Origin of the sequence: Leptospira kobayashii, from assembly GCF_003114835.2 — a bacterium.
Lineage (GTDB): Bacteria > Spirochaetota > Leptospiria > Leptospirales > Leptospiraceae > Leptospira_A > Leptospira_A kobayashii.
The window spans coordinates 1,717,666-1,734,911 of sequence record NZ_AP025028.1; the positions used below are offsets into that span (position 1 = coordinate 1,717,666).

Here is a 17,246-nt window from a genome sequence, read left to right on the forward strand (position 1 = left end):
TAAACGTTACTGATTGATTTGCAAAACTATTTCAGCTCCGCAAATTTTTTTTCAGCAAGTTGCATAACAAGTGCAAACTGTTCTTGGGTTAGTTTGTTTTGTTTACCCAGTTTACTGGAACTCAATTCGCTATGGTCATGTACATAAGGTATGTTTAACGCTTTCAGATCTTCAGGAAAGATGTAGATGATCTTATCATTTTTGACGAACGCTAGGTAATCCCTGTCATTGACCCGTCCCGAATTGTTTTTGAGACTTTTTAAATCAACTTCTCCTTCGCAATGGCAGGTCAAGGACATGTCGCCCACTACGAAAGTGAAAAATGTTGTACCACGAACTCCTGCCACCGAAGTAGGGGTCTTCAGATTTAATGTCGCATCTTTTTGTAATTTAGCGGACCTCAGCCAGGATCTCCCGCTATTCAATATCAATTCTTTATTCTTACCTGTGTCTACAAATTGGAATTCTGAATTTGATTGGATTTCTATGATCGTTTCTTCTTCTCCGAATTCGACGATCGCCGCTGATTTTTCGCCGGATCGGAGAGTGTCTCCTTTTTGGATCGGATCGCCGGTTTTTGCAGAAATTTTGTTTCCGGATCTTTCTATTGTTATGTTACCTAAAGTGAAGGTAAGAATTCCTTCTGTCGTGTTCTTCGGCTTAGCGCAGTTGCTTATCATTGCAAATGCAAGAATGAATGTGAAAGTACAGCGGATCGTTGTCTTTTTGTTCATAAGTTCCCTTCGAAATTAATTGCGGTTTATGAACAATAATCATGACCTAAATCCATTTCTTGAATAGAAAAAAAATTAGGTGGATTTGAATTTTTGAGGACTTGGGAGCCTATCCCCATCCCACACTTCCCCCCCCCCAAAAAAAAAATTCCCTCTCAGGAGCAGACTCCTTAACAAGGCAAGGTGTCAATGCCGATGAATGAACCTTCGAACAGCGGATGAGTGCGGAGATTCCTCCTCGGGACCATTTATCTGCCAGTTAACCGCTGTTTTCCTGTTTGTTTTGAAAAAGGCATATAACAAGTGGGATAAAGATGGATGGCTAAATGGATATTAAAGTATAAAAAACCATAAATTTTCACAACTAAGCAAAGGTTATTCGGTTATCGTTGGGGATAATCCTAATTTTATAAAAGCAATAGTTTGTTGTTTATGTCATTTTTGTTAGTCTCACTTTTTTTCTTTACAAAATAAATTACCTACATGCAACTAGGCTGGCCCCCGATCCGTTATAGGTCGGATTATAATATGAAAATGGAATTATATATTGATAATATATAAATTTAACACGAGGTAATGTACGATGCCGGCAACATTAAAAACAAGCAACACAGCGAATTACAAATGGATATACGATGACAGGGGATCGGGAGCAGATCACTGTGGGGTATTCTGGAGACCGGTGCCGACAGATAGCAGTTGGCACATATTAGGGGATTATGTACAAAGAGTAAGCCACTATCCCAGTCATGGCAAACCGGAACCGAGAACTTCCATAGAAATCGTTAAAGTCGAAGGAGAAGATGATCCGGATTTTCCTTTGTTAAAGGAACCGGTAGAGTATATACAAGTATGGAATGATAAAGATAGTGGAGGAGATTATAACGGCGCTATTTGGTGGCCGAAACCTCCGGATGGTTATCGCTCGTTAGGTCATGTCGTTACCAAAGGTTATGATGCTCCGAAGACTGATATTATACGTTGCGTTCGGCGAGACTATTGCCGGCTTGGTGAGTTGAATGAGCTCACACAAATTTGGAGTGATCGCGGCTCAGGTGCTAAAAAAAGCGTAGATACTTACAGAGTGAAGGAAATGAATACTTTTTACGCACAGTCAAATTTCGATAAGCCGAACGGAGTCTTTTATGTTTTGAAAGAGGCTTTGTTGGTGCTTTGAGAGAAAGAATGTTTGAGGATGTGGTAGCGAAGTAGAGAAAGGAATCGAACGTTTCGCATTCCCCGTTCTTTTTCGCGCAACATCGTGTTGCGACGAAAAAACTTCGGCCATCCTTGGCCTCCGTTACCGCGAGAAACGTTTCACTTGGTTTTGATCTAATATTGGTTTGATGGAGGTATTTACAGGGTTGATGCACTTACTTGCACATCAACCGTATATTATTTATCTTTTTGTTCCGCCGGAATCGTATTTTGCAAGGAATATATCCTGATTACCTGTCAAGGTTTGGCCTCCTAAATTTCCATTTGTGTAACCAGTAATGTAAACATTGCCGGAACTATCGGAAGTGATCCCTTGCCCATAAGTAGTTTTACCACTTGCCCCTAATAATACTGCAGTTCCACATGTGGTAGTCGTAGAGGTATCCGTCGGAGTAGAGGTATTTGTTGAGGAAGAAGTGCCACTTCCCTGTAAAAAAGGAATAAGAGCACCTATTGCTTTATCATCGGAAGGTGAATTGCAACCGGAGAATAGAGCTAAACAAAGCCCTAAGGTCAAAAAGGCGAATAGACTTTTTTTTATGAGAAATCTTTATGTTAATGGTTTATCGCGTTGCAATACTTTTGTTTGAATGTAATCTAAGCTGCTCCATTTACTATGAGTTAGATTATAGTAGAATTGAATGGTTGCATCGTTCCAGTTCATGAACTGGAACATAAAAAATTAAAAAAAGGTTTATTTGCGGATTTCTACGAATGAATAGCGCTCCAGTATTTACTTCTAACCTTTGGGCGGTATGTTTGAATATCCTAATAGAGCTCCCCAGAACCGAAATAACCAATGACAACTGAAATTAAAATGAATTATTTTTTTACGGCCGCCTATCTTGATGTCAGGTGAATACTATGTTTGCACATTCCGTACATTCATTACAATTCCATTTTTCCGCCACTAAACAAATGAAATGCCTTCATAATTATGCTCTTAAACATCAGTTCACGTTTAGTAGTAATTTGATTTTCGGGCTTGTTTCTTTCTTCTGCACTTTCGCCTTTAGATTTTGCAATGGCTGCTCTTGAAGTTTGGAAATTGGCTTTCTTTTCTTCGGTAATTCCGGTAACAAACAAATTACACAGAGCTTCCGCATCCATCAGAGCCATGCTTATACCTTGTCCACCAGGTCCATAAGGATGCGCTGCATCACCAATTAAAAACAGTTTGTCGCTATACCATTTATCTGGAACAGTACCATTATATACTGGTTGGTGATACAATATTGTTTTTGGATTGATTTTACATGTTTGAAAAACTTGTTGCAAATATGGTGTCCAAGTCTTCGCTCTTTCTGCTATTCGTTCGTAAACTTCTTTATCGGTTATGGCTTTTGCTTCCGCTTCGGTCATATGTATATGTGTCCATAAGAAATTATTTTTATGGGTGTCCTTCGAACTTATTTTCCCAATAGAACCAAGACCGATATTGCCATTGATGCTATTAAATAAAGACATTTCTACTTTTTCATCACTTGGAAAAATGAAACCAAGCCCCAAATAACCTGCATATCGTTTATTAGAATTACTAGCTGGATTTAGCAGACTTCTTACTTTAGAACCAACACCATCGGCACCAACTAAATATTTGCCTTGAATGTGTTGTTCATCAGTAGAAACAGCAACTACACTATCAGCGTTTTCAATCACACTGTCCAATGTAAAATTATAGATGACCTTGATGCTTAAATCATTTATACGTTCACGAAGTTTTTCAAATACAGCCAACCGGGTTACTATAATCGCAGGGCTCGCACCTTTTTCAATTTTCATGTCAAACTTTACTTGACTATTACCAAAGTGCATTATTAGTTTTTCTGTTTTTTCGCCTATGTTGCGAATGCCTATATTTTCAAGTACCCTCACTCCTTTAGCCGAAATACGAACCCCTGTTGTGGCGCTTCCAAAACTGGTTTTTGCTTCCAATACCACACACGGTATTTTTTTCTCTGCAAGTTGAATTGCCAAACTCAAGCCCGCAATACCTGCACCAATTATTATTACTTGGTCTTTGTTATTTTCCATCGTCTTTAATTATGCAACAAACGTGGAATCAATAATAGTATAAATCGGTCATTGAAACAGAATTTATTTTCTTCTTTTCCCCCGATCAAAATGGAACAAACAATGTGATGGGTGTTTTGAAAAACTGTGAGCAGAAAAATGTTAGTACTATAAAACCTACCTCTGCTGAATCCGCAAAATGAGAACTCTATATTGATGTGACAAAAGAATACGTCACCATGAAAAGCATACAAATGCTTTCTAATGGGAATTCTCTTTTGTTTAATTAGTTCATCGCAATCTGCCTGCTCAAATTATATTGCCCCAACTTAGAGAATAGTATAGATCGGTCGTTTCAAATCTTAAAATGTTTCATCAGTATGATATTTATAAACTGGTCGTTTTTGCTTAATTCCTTTGGCGTAACGCCTGCATACTTTTTTACGTCTTTGATGAAATGATTTTGGTCTGTGAAATTTTGCTCTGGATAAAGTTTGCCTTCACTTATGTGTTTAAACGAAGCACGAAAGCGAACAATGTTACAATACGCTTTTAAAGAAAGTCCGAATCGCTGGTTAAAATAACGGTTGATTTGGCGGCTACTCCAAAACACTTTTTCAGAAAGTTTTTGAACAGTCAAAGCTCCGTTTGACGAATAAATAAGTTCGAATAATTTTCGTTTTTGTTCATCAATTTCCTTAGGCAGAATTGATTTGATTTTTTGTGTTGCTATTTCACAAAACAAATCAAAGTCATTCAAGACTTCCACACTAAAATCCCAAAAATCAATCGGTAAAATCTCTCCTTTATCCAACAAGATGGCGATATTGTTTTGAAAAAGATATTCTATAGCAAGCGGTTTGAAACTTATAGCAAATATTTCCATCTTTGGTGTAACAGTCGCTTGTCTGTGTTGCGTTTCAATTCCTAAAAGTACAACCTGAAAAGGTTCTTTTGCCGATTGAGTGAAAATCAAGTCAATTCGTCCGTCTGGCAAAACGATAATCTGTTTGCCGCTGTCTGATAAGTTTTGCAAAAGCCAAAAACTTTCTACAAAGTCAGCAAGCGATTTGTCGGGTTTGATGTGTTTATATTTTAAGTCGTCGTCCATTTTGCAAGGTTGTCAATGTGAATTTAGAAATAAGTTATCTTGTTTAACTTGTGTGGTTGCTGGACTTACCCCAAAAAATCAGACAGCGAGTTCTAGTTCATATAAAATGAATTCTCTCGGCGACATCATTTTTAATCCCTTATGAGGAGCTAATTTGTTGTAGTCGTCAATCCAAATTATGAATTTTCAACATAACTTCCTCCACATAATTTAAAGGAAACCGAATTGCCTGGTTCCATCGTCTCTCTTACGATCTATTCCTTTTCATGGGAAGACCATCTTCTTCAGAGGTGATTACGTGTATCGGTTCGTTGCTACTAGTATTATTCATAGTATTACTCCTACTACTTAGGAGCTAGCTAGTTGTATGGTTTTGAATGGGGTAAGTCCACCTCCAATGGTGCAGAAGCAAGGAACAATACATTAAAGCAATCATTCCGAAGTTACCATTATATAAGTCCCAAATGGTCACAATTATACTTAGATGAAATAGGGAATTTGAGATACAGTGAAGACTTGAAGAAGCTTCTTTTGAACGATACGGATGTGGGACCTGGTGATAGAAACTTCAGACACCATTTTACCTGGTAAGATAAAGGGTATCATTAACCAGGTATTAGTTGCAAAAAACGGGCCAAAGCAAATATCATTACAAGAAGAGAAGGTCTCCACACGCAATTTCCTGTTTATAGGTTTATATTTTTATCTGAACTTTCGGCTATCGTTTTCTTGTATGTGTCAAAATCGGATTTGGAATGGTAGTTGCCAGCTCGTATAACGCCCGATATGGTCCCTAGGTTTTCTACTTTGGATGTTGGATCAGCAGCTAATAGGACTATGTCAGCATTCATTCCTTTGGCAATCAATCCCATTGTGGATGTTTTCTTTAGAAATCGCGCTGGTTGTATGGTAGTCATTTGCAGAATTTGCAGAGGTGAAATGCCAGCAGCGGCAAGTTCTTTGAATTCCTGTTGTAAAGAAAGACCAGGTGCTTGGCCACTACCGTCGGTGCCTGTCATCATTGGAACTTTAGCATCCGAAAATAATTTTGTAAGGACTTTCTGACTTTCATAGGTTTCCTTATATATTAGCTTACGTTCTGTGGAGATCCGATTAAAGTCATTCAATACACTAAGCCATTCTTTGTAAGCGTGTGGAGCTATAAACTGGATTGATTTGTCTTTTTGGTATTCGGGATCATTTTGGAAATATTGTGTACGCAACCTAACTAAAGTAGGCACCATCCAGTTGTCGTTTTGTACAAATTGTTCCGCAAGGGCATTACATTTATTTCTGTCGAAGCTGGTAAGTGCTTTTTGGAGTCTTGAAACTCGGGCAGGACTGTCTTCTAAAACAGGGTTAATCAAGAATCGTTTCATCTTTCCCGCGATCAAGCTTTGAATTATCGGAGTGGCAAAATTTGGGAGTTTGAAATTCGGAAGGATTCGGGTTGGTTTATCGATTGACTCGCTTAGTAAGATTGCTTTTTGAGAAGAACAGGCAATCCAAATTACATCTCCTGGGCCAAGGTGCTCAATGGTTCGGAAATTTGCAAATTCTGCACGTGTTGGATCAACGCCCTCTGGAACATGCCCAACAATGGGGATGCCTAGTTTTTGGCTTTCTACGATTGCTTCGTAGAATAATGAAGGACTCATCCAGCCTACTTTAATAAAGTCGGCACCATCCTTCTTTTGCCTTTGCATCAATTCAGAGAGCTCATCTTTCGTGCTAGCACTTATGGGTATGATCGGCTCGGCCGGCATCGCGAGCAACGCGGGAGCCTTTTCTGTCAGCGGAAGTTCTCCGGCAGCCCTTTGAGAAAGCAGTTCTGTTGATCCAGCCATTTGCCGGAAACCAGTGACTCCCTCTGCGAGCATTAACAAAAGTACGGCGGGGGAATTTTCTGCCTGAAGTGCGTGCGAGTGCATATTGTTAAATCCAGGAACTGCAAATAGGCCTTGTGCGTTAATACGTTTGTATGTTTTATTGGGCTTCTGGATCAGTGTAGAGCCGACACTTTCGATGCGCCCGTCACTGATCACAATTGACTGACTGATTTTTTTTGAACCTGTTCGCGGATCTACGATAGTTACATTTTCAATGACGAGGGAGGCTTTTTGTAGCTTCGCCGTAGAGATACCACCAGATAACAAGTTTGTAAACACAGAGCATCCGTGTGTTAGTGATGTGACCAGGAGCATAAGCATAAGAACAAGTCGATACATTATATATCCTAACATAGATTCAATGCAGTTGGATTTTTTCATCTTTTCGCCCATTATAAGAAACCGTTTGCCTTAAGGGCGAGCCTAATTTCGCAAAGTACCTGAGATAGAAACGGATTTGAGCGGACTCGGATGAATTGAGAGCATTTATTATCTTACATAATCTGCCGTGAATCCACCAACCACCGCCTAGGTGCGGTGTGCGGAGGCTCTGAGGACAGGTCGCAATTGTACTTAGATGAAATTAGTTTCTTAGGGAACCTGAGATACAGTGAAGGCTTGAAGAAGCTTCTTTTGGACGATACGGATGTGGGACTTGGTGATAGGGACTAAGACTTGCCTCAAGGCAGGGAATCGCCCTCTCTGCTGGCTCCGCATCCTGCTTCGCCTGCGTTCCGAGGCACGGTTTCGCTCGGCGTCGGACTTCCTGTCCTCCTTACGAAAAACACTCGCTCCTATTGTCGCTCGGTTTTTCGCTCACGAAACTGTTCGATTCCAACTAATTCTTGTTTGATTGCGATTTGCCGGAGTTTTGAAGACTTGCCCCAGGAGGGAATCGCCCTCTCTGCTGGCTCCGCATCCTGCTTCGCCTGCGCTCCGAGGCACGGTTTCGTTCGACGTCGGACTTCCTGTCCTCCTTACGAAAAACACTCGCTCCTATTGTCGCTCGGTTTTTCGCTCACGAAACTGTTCGATTCCAACTAATTCTTGTTTGATTGCGATTTGCCGGAGTTTTGAGGACTTGCCCCAGGAGGGAATCGCCCTCTCTGCTGGCTCCGCATCCTGCTTCGCCTGCGCTCCGAGGCACGGTTTCGTTCGACGTCGGACTTCCTGTCCTCCTTACGAAAAACACTCGCTCCTATTGTCGCTCGGTTTTTCGCTCACGAAACTGTTCGATTCCAACTAATTCTTGTTTGATTGCGATTTGCCGGAGTTTTGAGGACTTGGGAGCCTATCCCCATCCCACACATTTCCCCCAAATTCCACTTCCGAAGCAGACCCCTTACTAACGCAAGGTGTCACTTCTTCCTCACGTTCCGCTTCCCCTCACTCCGCAGAGGGAAAACTCCACCCGAAGTCCCTCAAAGAAGAAAACCCTTCCACACTTATCTCCCATTTTATTAATACAAAAACCTTCAGGAATTCTTATGATTACAAAAATCCTCTACTGATGAATGAGGAGGTAAATAGACATTACAAAATTAAATCCCTTACTATCTTAGCAAAATTATTTAATAAAAATTGTGACTGTAATGAACCTTCCCTTGTATTTCTAAAAGTAAAAAATAGAGATACAGTAGGTCGTTGTTCCAATTGCCAAAAACAAGTATCTATTACTTCAAAGACACCATTTGATAACTTCAAACTGCCCCTAAGTTATTTTTCCTATATACTTCATGATCAGATTTTACAATATCCAAAGGTTGTTACTTCCACTGAGATCAGTAGAAAATTAAACTTACCTTACAAAACTGCCTATTACTTAAAGAGAAGAATTCAGGTCGTTACTTCACTTCTAAATGAAACACTTCAAAAGCAACTTTATAATGAATTAGAAGAATATGGTAATAAAAACCCTATAAAATTACCTAAGAGTGGTGATCTAAGACCTTTGATAGCAAATAAGCCAGTTGCGGTAGCGGATAGCGTTGTATTATACTCTTCATCCCTTAGAGCCAATAAACATAGAAGTAGAAGATACAAAACTGGAACTTCCAGTATCTATTTATCTAATAGCTTAGGAGGGGAACAGAAGGGGATCTTAGTCCATACAGTCGGAGTGAATCATGGAATGACATTTTACAAAAGTATCCCTCTGAATAATCAAAGTTACTTACTTCAAGATCTAAATTCTAAGATACCTCAAGCTATTCCTTTATTCACAGATGAAGGTTATACATTTATATGGGATAGACCCAATCATAGGATGGTGAATCATTCCAAGAAGAGTAGTGACCATAGATACAATTTGAGTCGGGAGAGATGGATTACAAAAGACGGAGTCTCTTCTAATGGTGCAGAAGCAAGGAACAATACATTAAAGCAATCATTCCGTAGTTACCATTATATTTCTCCGAAGTGGAGCCAATTGTACTTAGATGAAATTAGTTTCTTAGGGAACTTGAGATACAGTGAAGGCTTGAAGAAGCTTCTTTTGGACGATACGGATGTGGGACTTGGTGATAGGGACTATTCTCTAACTAATTATAATAGAAACACCCAAAACCTTAAATTCTTTCATTATAAGCCGCTTTCTTTAGAGGAGAGAAGGCTGGAAGGGTCAACGAATCTTATAAATAGTTTAGATGAAGAAACGCTAAATAAACTTCCAAAATCCCTGAGACATGCAATTGAAAAGAATAATCATTTTTGGAAGAATCCTGGGAAAACGAATTGGGACAATGCTAAAAGGCGGAACGAGCATAAATCAAACCTGATTGCAAGGAAACTCTGGGTTCTTTTGGAACATAGAAAGTGGACTTCCTTAGAGGAACTAATCAAAATTTCAGGCTATAATAGATTAGAGATTCTGTTTATTTTAAAACGCTGGTTGGCTGTGGGATTGATTGATATGTCCCGAACAAATACAAGATACATCCAATTGTATAAAATTTATAAGAAAAGTTGGAATTTGTATTACTTGGTCTATTCCGAAAGACAGAATGAGCTTCGGGAGAATTGGAGAATCTACAATAAGAAATTAAAATTGAAATCAAGTCGGAGTAAGATAGTAGGAGGAGTTAGAAAGTATGGAAACTGAAGATGAATTAAAATTAGGGAAAGTCGGAACCTTTCGTTTTACTGTCTCCACTTTCAGAGAGCTTTTGGCAAAGCAGGATGGAAGATGCTATGTGACTGGCAGAAAAATAACGGGAATTAATGCTGATGCAGAATTGATAAAACCAATTCCTAAAAATGGTGAGCTTAAAAAAGAAAACGTATGTTTGATTATTGATTCGGTAAGAGATTTAAAGCGATACCATACTATGAAAGAAATCTATGAAATTGCCCTTGATATTGTGAAAGTTTATGAAGAAAAAGCGAAGAACCAGAAACAACCAAGTAAAAATACTTAATACGCTAACTATTAAGAAGATTTGTGTTAATTTTAATAAAAGAACTTTGGTCTCTATAATTAGAAAGGATATTCCCCAAGGAACTACTTCATTTAAATCGAAAGTTGCTTTAATTCGTGATAGGTTAAATTCCCAATATTTCAAGCAGTCTAGGAAAATAGAGGATGATGCAATTGCTAATAAGGTTAAGGTTTTTAATACTGTTTGGAATAGTGATCCTTGGGTTAGAAAGGAGACCCAAATTCTAGATAAGTTGAATAAGGCGGAATTCAATTTTGATGTAAGAAGAATTTCTGGTGTGTTCTTCAGCCATTCATATTTTAAAAGGATACAGGAGAGGATGAATAACTACAAGGTTCAGGTGAAGAGAAGTAAAACACTGGAAGTAGCCTTCAAGCATTTAGTTCAGAGATTTAATAATTGTTCTCTTTCTGGATACAAGATGAACGAATTAGATTACCGTTTAGCCGATATTTGTGTTTCTATGAATCACTTTTACAAGAATAGGGAAGATATTGCTCATATTGTTTGTAAAAGGTTTAATAATAAACTTAGTAAAATAAATAATGTTGATTAATACTAAAAAATTGAATCATTCGTATGAAAAATATACTTATCAAAAAAAGTTTAAGAGTTATTGTTTTCATTTCTCCATGTGGATTTGTTCTATTCCTTCAAAGAAGTATGTATTATTGTCCGATGATTTACGTTCCTTGTAATAAAGAGTCGCTTTAAAATTAGTATGAATGTAACTTAATGTCCAAAGAGTAGTCGCAGATGCCCATATTCTAAGATGTTGTGGGCTATTATCTAAAAGTAACCAACCCTCTCCATCTTCTGCAATAATGTGGATTTCTCCATTAGCTTTGTGTCCAACTATATCAACTGCGTCAACTTAGTAAAAAACGTGACGGAAGACTATGTGTCGCAGACCGAGCAAGGGTTTGCGAAGCAAATCCCACAGCGTAAGCGGTAACACAAAGTTATACGACTTACTCAAGCTACTTATTTGAATAGTTTTTTTCTAACTATTTCTTTAATTTCTGATCTGTATTGAGTGGTTTTTTTTAATTCATTTATTTGTAGGCTATTCCACTTTTCTGTTTTTGAATAATCAAACCAAACTGGTGCACCGCAAAATGCCCTTTTAATTCTATTGTCATAATCATAGGCTTCAAAGGATTCTGGTATCTTTGTTTTTACTGGATCTATTATTCTAATCGAAAAGTTACTATTTTTCGCTAATTGATCGGCAATACGGAAATTTATATGTTTATCACCGAATCCGTATCCAAGTATAAGTAATTCAGTTGTATTATTTAGTACATCGTTAAATAAACTTAATTTCTCTTCTCCTTTTTGAATCTTTAGTGTTTTGCTATATTTTTTACCACCTGTTAGCATGGATTTACTGATTATATCTAATTCTCCATAACTGTTAGTTATTACCATATCTTTGCCACTTGGAATTCTTTTTCCATTTTGGTAATAAGCCATTTCGTCGATTTTTAAAAATTCTTCGAATATTTCATGCGAGCTTTTTCCATCAATATCAATATTACATAGTTTTTTCTTATCTTGATATTCGAGTTCACTTAAACCTCCATGAAGTTTTATAAGGTTAATTCCAAATTTCTCACTGAAAAATTTGGAATTTTTCAAAGATAAATTTTCTCTATAGCTAAATGTTAATTTTATTTTTTTATCTAGCGATCGATTATCAATGGGAAATTCAATTCTGTTAGAATCCCCGTAAGTTAAGGGAATTTGCAGATCAGAACATAACATTTCTATGAAATTGTCATGATTCAAAGAAAATACCCATGTCTCTTTTTCATTTAGTATATCTCGAAAATTTGCATAAAATTTTGAATTTACAGGATATAATACTTGATAAGAGGCTATTTGGTAAAAGCAGAAAATGTGATGTATTATTTTGTATAAAGAGGAAAATAAATAGTAGTAAGAGTCCTTATCTGACTGAGTTTTTCTTGGTTCGTGCTCTAAATCTTGTAACTTCGCTAATAGTTCTTCATAATTTTTACCATTATTGTTTTTATAATTTAAAATTAATTCGAGCCCTTCATTGATCGCCTTGCGATTGATCGGTCTACCCTCTCCGAATGGCTGGTTCGATGATAATTTTTTTTCTAATTCTAAAGTTGAGTTTTTATCATAAATAGATAAGAATGTCTCCGTAAAATCTGACGATAAAGGCATTCCTAGGTCGTATGAAAAGCCAGCTCCAATTAATATTGTAGTTTTCATTAATAGTTTTTTTAATTTTTGAGCTTGTTGTATAACGGCTGATCTACGTTTGTTATTTTTGCTTGGTTGATTATCAAGTGATGACTTAATCTATGCAAGCGGAATATAACTGAATAGTTTGCAAATACTTGGGAAAATTGACTCCCATCTATAATGCCTACCTCTTTTGAAAGATAAATATATGAATTTATTGGCTTGACAAATAGTTGCTATACAAAATTTTACCTATATGGAGCCAATTTCATATCGCAATCTTCAGTCCCTTCATCCAATAATTCAACCCCTAACATTAGATCAAAAGATAGAGAAGCTTCGGAATCATCCAGGATTTGAAGTATTGATAGATCGAATTTTTTCACAAATCCAAATTAGAGGAAAGTTGCCAAATATAATTGAATAAGCTGGAATTTCGTTACGTTCTGTAAATTGGATCATAAGTAATTAGGCTGAATGAGGGCTAAATCTCAGAGGTGACTATATGAATACATTAAATGAAATACTGAGTAAATATGATTCTCTAGATCATAAAAATTTTGATGAATCTGATGTAGCAAGTGACCTTAATCAGATAAAAGATAGCTCTTTATATTCAGATATTAATTTTAAAGCAGAAAGCTTTGCTTTTAATTTTTCTGAATCAAGTAATATTGATACAAGGGATTCGAATAGTTTTTTCTATGCTCCTACCTTTGTTTGGAAAAATAACGATGGCTCAGTTTCTGAAACACCTTCTGCAAATGAATTAACTGGGGATATAATTAAAATTTGGGAATCAAGGGCAATCGCTTGCATAAATCCTATATTAAAAGCTAGGTACTCAGGTCTTCTTTGGGATTTTTCAAAGAAAGTTACTGGTAACAGACCATCTCATGAGATATGTATTCAACATATAAAAGCCATATTATTAATAGCTGAGGAAAAATTTTGTAAATACGAATATACTGTTTTTAATAAATTATCAAGAGCTTTAAACTTATCACTTTCTTTAAAGCATGAAGAATTAGCTCATTTATGTAAAAAGAGTATTATTGATTTTGAAAGAAGAGTCGCAACTGATGAAAAACCTGGGCTTTGGGGAAAAGCATTTGATATTTTAATTTACGAAAACAAAGGAATTCTTGAAGAATCAGAAGAAAAATTAATAATACAAGAGTTAGAAGACCGTTTTTCCCGATTAACTGATTTGAATAGCCTGGATTTAAAAATTAACCAGCCTGCAATTGAATTTGCCGCTCGCCGTCTTGTGAAATATTTCCGAACAAAGAACAATTCGATTGAGATAAAAAGAATTCTGGAAAAGGTTTTAGCTAGCATTGAGACATTTGCGAATGAAGTATCTCCGTTTTTATCAATACATTGGTTAGAGGTTGTTCAGAAGCTTTACAAGACAAATGGTTTGAATGATGAAGCCGATGCTGTTTTGAGTAAAATTCAAACTCTTAGTGCTAGGGTTCCTTCTGAAATGAAACGAATTTCTCATATAATGAAAATTACAAATGAAGATATGCATGTATTTACTAGTTCTATTTTGAAAGGGGAACCTGAAGAAATAATAAACAACATAGCAAACTACTTTATCCCTTCCAAAGAAGGAACAAAAGAGAAAGTGATCGAATTGTCACATGAATATCCATTTAGATATATTATTACTCAGCAATTGAAAGATAGCAAAGGTCGGACTGTCGCAACAATTAAGCCACTTGCTGACGACCTAGAAGGTCATCTCATTTCTGAAATTTCAAGAACATTATCTTATAATTCTGTCTTTCTGAACGCATCTATTGTTTCAGGTTGTAATCAAAAATTAATTTCTAAAGTTTCAATCGAAGATTTTATAAAGGAATCACCTTTAATAAATAAAGATAATTATACCATCATTGAAATTGCTTTAGAAGAGTATTTTAAAAATAACCATTTGGCTTTTCAGCATTTATTAATTCCTCAAATTGAATCTGGCTTACGAAATTTATTAGAAACGTGTGGTGGAGTGATTTGGAAACAAGGCAGGTCAAGCGGGTATCTTCTGAAAAATCTTGATGAGATTCTCCGAGATGAAATTATACAGACAATTTTAGAAGACGACTTATCTCTTTACTTTCGCACTTTATTTACAGATCAAAGAGGCTGGAATTTAAGAAATAAGATCGCTCATGGCATTTCCCACATTTCCGATTTCAGTATAACCACAAGCGATAGGGTTTTGCATGCATTGCTTTGCCTGGGATTATTTAAGTTAGAAAAAAAATATTAACTTTTAGCTATCTGTAGATATTTAGTTAATCAAATATATGAAGACTAAAAAAGAAATAATAGTAGATCTTGATAATATTCTTTCACCTATATGGAACAAATATCATGTCCACCCAGGGGAACAACTTCCAGATAAAATATACCATTATACGGATCTTACTGGTTTTTTGGGAATAACGAAGGGTAAAGAATTATGGGCTTCGAATGCATCTTACTTAAATGACTCAAAAGAAATTGTTCATGGATTAAATTTAATTAAAGAATGCATCTTAACTTATAAAAATAGTCATCATGATAAAGATTTTAAAGATCTTGTGGGGGAACTGACTGAAAGCATTTTGTCTATTACTGGTGAATCTAAAAACTATATAGTGTCATTTTGCGAAGATGGAGATCTGCTTAGCCAGTGGAGAGGATATACAAAATCAAATGTAGGAATTGCTATTGGTTTTAATACCCAAAATTTAAGGGGAATGATTGCCGAATCGGGCGTAATACGAAAAATTCATTATAATGGAGAAGTTCAAAAGCAAGTTATAAGTGAAGTAATTCCTTTAATTTTGGATTACCTTTATATTTATTTTAAAACTAGATTTAAGGACTTTAACTATGAGCATTTTGTCTTATATTTTCTGCTGATTATAAAAAATTATGCCATAACATTTAAAAATGAATCTTTTGCAGAAGAAAAAGAATGGAGAATAATTTTTGATAAGGAAAATTTACTAACTTCAAATTTATCAGTAGAGCATAGGATACGTGATTCTATTATACTCCCTTATTTAAAAATCCCGCTTGAGGAAGAAATATCAGGATTAATAACAAATTTAACAATTTCGCCAACAAATCAAAATTCTGAATTTACTATAAAAAGTATTAAGGAATATTTAACTTCTAAAAGTATAAATAATATTTCGATAGATGAGTCTATTGTACCTTATAGATAATTTTTATTCACTATGTAATTTCATTTATGTTTAGTTTGAAAAAATGATAAAAAAAGAGTTCATCCCAATAATTGAATATTATCGGAATTATAGGTTACTTTATAAGTATGATTATTCTAAAAAGTATACCATATGGAAAAATCATAGTAAGTGCTTCTATTGTAATAAAAATGATAGAATTAAAAACAAAGATAAATTTAATCAAGAAGCACATGCCGTTCCAAATCTTTTGGAATCTAGATTATATAATTATGATGAATGTGACGAGTGTAATATTCATTTTGCAAATTGTTATGAAAATGAACTTTCCTTATTTTTAAATCCAATACAAGGGTTGTTAAAAAATAATCATAAATTCGATCAAAATGGTGCTCGTTATTACAATAAAGATGGGGATATATTCATTGATCCAAAATTTATAACAAATATTAACTATGAGATTAGAACAATAACATGCGAATATACAGCTCCAGTTTTAGATAATCTTGATATCTATTGTGCATTATTAAAAATGGCTCTTTCTGTCTTTGACCGAGAAAAGCGAAAAATAATACAAGATTCCATTGATTTGTTATTTAGGGATTTTAATAAGCAAATAGAAATGAGATTTAAAAATCATTTTATACTATTTGGAATGAATAATGAATTAAGTCAAAAAACAACAGTTTCATTATATAAAAGGCATACGAAAGAAAATTGCCCCTTATATTTTCTTTTTATACAGCATCGAAGATTCTTTTATCAGATATATTTGCCTTTTTTAAGTGATGAAACTATTTTTAATTTGGCTCCAGCAACAATTTTTGATAAGGTTGCCGATTTTCAACATATCCCAAAAGCCCGTTATGAAATAAAGTATGTTAGTGAGATTTCACCAAAGAAAAAAGAAAACTTTACACTTGTTTCAACAGACAAAGAAAAATTCGAAAATTACATTAAATCAAACAATTTATGATGAGCAATTGAAAGATAATACTTCTTATACTAACTGTGAGGTAATAATTAAACTTTCTTCGGATGGTTTTTCGTTTTAACAGGAGTAGTTACTGATTTCTTAACTGCTTTAGAAAGTTGTCTCTTCCTCTTCGGAAAATCTCTTTTCAAGGGTCTGTCTTTTAAAAGCGGAACATCTAACAATTCTTTCGGGTGCACACCCAGGGAGTCGGCGATGATGAGTAAACTCTTCAGGCTCGGAGTTCCTTGCCCACTTTCAATTTTATGGTATACCCTAACATTCAGTTCCAGACCTGCTACTGCTTCCTGGGTCATTTCCCGTTTTTCTCTGATTTCTCTAATGTTTTTTGCAATACTTTTTAGAATGGGATTATAATCCATCCTTCAATTTTAAGCTCTTTTCGCTATATAACCATGGTATACTTATAATGATAAATTTATCAATT

13 protein-coding genes and 1 pseudogene are annotated in these 17,246 nt (G+C 35.7%); 7 read left to right on the forward strand and 7 right to left on the reverse strand.

Features of this window, described 5'->3' with window-relative positions; all coding sequences use genetic code 11:
• Nucleotides 1-26: 26 nt before the first annotated feature.
• Nucleotides 27-734, reverse strand: coding sequence for a FecR family protein (locus DI077_RS07510; protein ID WP_109018973.1), 708 nt, complete (start codon nt 732-734; stop codon nt 27-29).
• 583 nt (nt 735-1,317) lie between these two features.
• On the opposite strand from DI077_RS07510, the gene DI077_RS07515 reads away from it, so the two are divergent.
• Nucleotides 1,318-1,911 (forward strand): Vps62-related protein, encoded by a 594-nt coding sequence (locus tag DI077_RS07515; RefSeq protein ID WP_109018974.1) that lies wholly within the window; start codon nt 1,318-1,320, stop codon nt 1,909-1,911.
• A gap of 222 nt (nt 1,912-2,133) precedes the next feature.
• On the opposite strand, the pseudogene DI077_RS19855 reads toward DI077_RS07515, so the two are convergent.
• The 4 genes and pseudogenes from DI077_RS19855 to DI077_RS07535 all read right to left on the reverse strand — a co-directional run.
• Nucleotides 2,134-2,301 (reverse strand): annotated as a pseudogene (locus DI077_RS19855) (SBBP repeat-containing protein); the annotation flags it as partial.
• A 539-nt stretch (nt 2,302-2,840) separates the two neighbouring features.
• Nucleotides 2,841-3,986, reverse strand: a complete 1,146-nt coding sequence (locus DI077_RS07525) for an FAD-dependent oxidoreductase (RefSeq protein WP_109018976.1) — start codon at nt 3,984-3,986, stop codon at nt 2,841-2,843.
• A gap of 334 nt (nt 3,987-4,320) precedes the next feature.
• Nucleotides 4,321-5,076: a helix-turn-helix domain-containing protein gene (locus DI077_RS07530; protein WP_109018977.1), complete on the reverse strand. Its 756-nt coding sequence runs from the start codon at nt 5,074-5,076 to the stop codon at nt 4,321-4,323.
• A gap of 686 nt (nt 5,077-5,762) precedes the next feature.
• Nucleotides 5,763-7,244, reverse strand: a complete 1,482-nt coding sequence (locus DI077_RS07535) for an amidohydrolase family protein (RefSeq protein ID WP_167837094.1) — start codon at nt 7,242-7,244, stop codon at nt 5,763-5,765.
• A 1,231-nt stretch (nt 7,245-8,475) separates the two neighbouring features.
• On the opposite strand from DI077_RS07535, the gene DI077_RS07540 reads away from it, so the two are divergent.
• From DI077_RS07540 to DI077_RS07550, 3 genes are read left to right on the forward strand one after another with little or no spacing between them, the layout of a single operon-like run.
• Nucleotides 8,476-10,065 (forward strand): transposase, encoded by a 1,590-nt coding sequence (locus DI077_RS07540; protein WP_242935402.1) that lies wholly within the window; start codon nt 8,476-8,478, stop codon nt 10,063-10,065.
• The gene (locus tag DI077_RS07545) at nt 10,055-10,381 is read left to right on the forward strand and encodes a hypothetical protein (protein ID WP_109018488.1); all 327 of its coding nucleotides are present in this window, start codon (nt 10,055-10,057) and stop codon (nt 10,379-10,381) included. Before DI077_RS07540 ends, DI077_RS07545 begins: the two co-directional genes overlap by 11 nt.
• A gap of 46 nt (nt 10,382-10,427) precedes the next feature.
• Complete coding sequence (locus tag DI077_RS07550; RefSeq protein ID WP_135354818.1) at nt 10,428-10,958, forward strand: hypothetical protein; 531 nt, start codon at nt 10,428-10,430, stop codon at nt 10,956-10,958.
• A 428-nt stretch (nt 10,959-11,386) separates the two neighbouring features.
• Here DI077_RS07550 and DI077_RS07555 read toward each other — a convergent pair whose 3' ends face one another.
• On the reverse strand, nt 11,387-12,649 hold the full coding sequence (locus DI077_RS07555) for a hypothetical protein (RefSeq protein WP_109018490.1): 1,263 nt from the start codon (nt 12,647-12,649) through the stop codon (nt 11,387-11,389).
• A 478-nt stretch (nt 12,650-13,127) separates the two neighbouring features.
• Between DI077_RS07555 and DI077_RS07560 the strand changes: the two genes are divergently transcribed.
• The 3 genes from DI077_RS07560 to DI077_RS07570 are packed head-to-tail and all read left to right on the forward strand — an operon-like array spanning nt 13,128 to nt 16,801.
• Entirely contained in the window at nt 13,128-14,900 is a 1,773-nt protein-coding gene (locus DI077_RS07560) for a DUF4209 domain-containing protein (RefSeq protein ID WP_109018491.1), read from the forward strand.
• 37 nt (nt 14,901-14,937) lie between these two features.
• Complete coding sequence (locus tag DI077_RS07565) at nt 14,938-15,846, forward strand: DUF2971 domain-containing protein (RefSeq protein WP_109018492.1); 909 nt, start codon at nt 14,938-14,940, stop codon at nt 15,844-15,846.
• A 43-nt stretch (nt 15,847-15,889) separates the two neighbouring features.
• Entirely contained in the window at nt 15,890-16,801 is a 912-nt protein-coding gene (locus DI077_RS07570; protein ID WP_109018493.1) for a hypothetical protein, read from the forward strand.
• Between the two features lie 47 nt (nt 16,802-16,848).
• Here DI077_RS07570 and DI077_RS07575 read toward each other — a convergent pair whose 3' ends face one another.
• Nucleotides 16,849-17,181 carry a helix-turn-helix domain-containing protein gene (locus DI077_RS07575; RefSeq protein ID WP_109018494.1) on the reverse strand — a complete coding sequence of 111 codons (333 nt, stop codon included), beginning with the start codon at nt 17,179-17,181 and terminating at the stop codon, nt 16,849-16,851.
• Between the last annotated feature and the right edge of the window lie 65 nt (nt 17,182-17,246).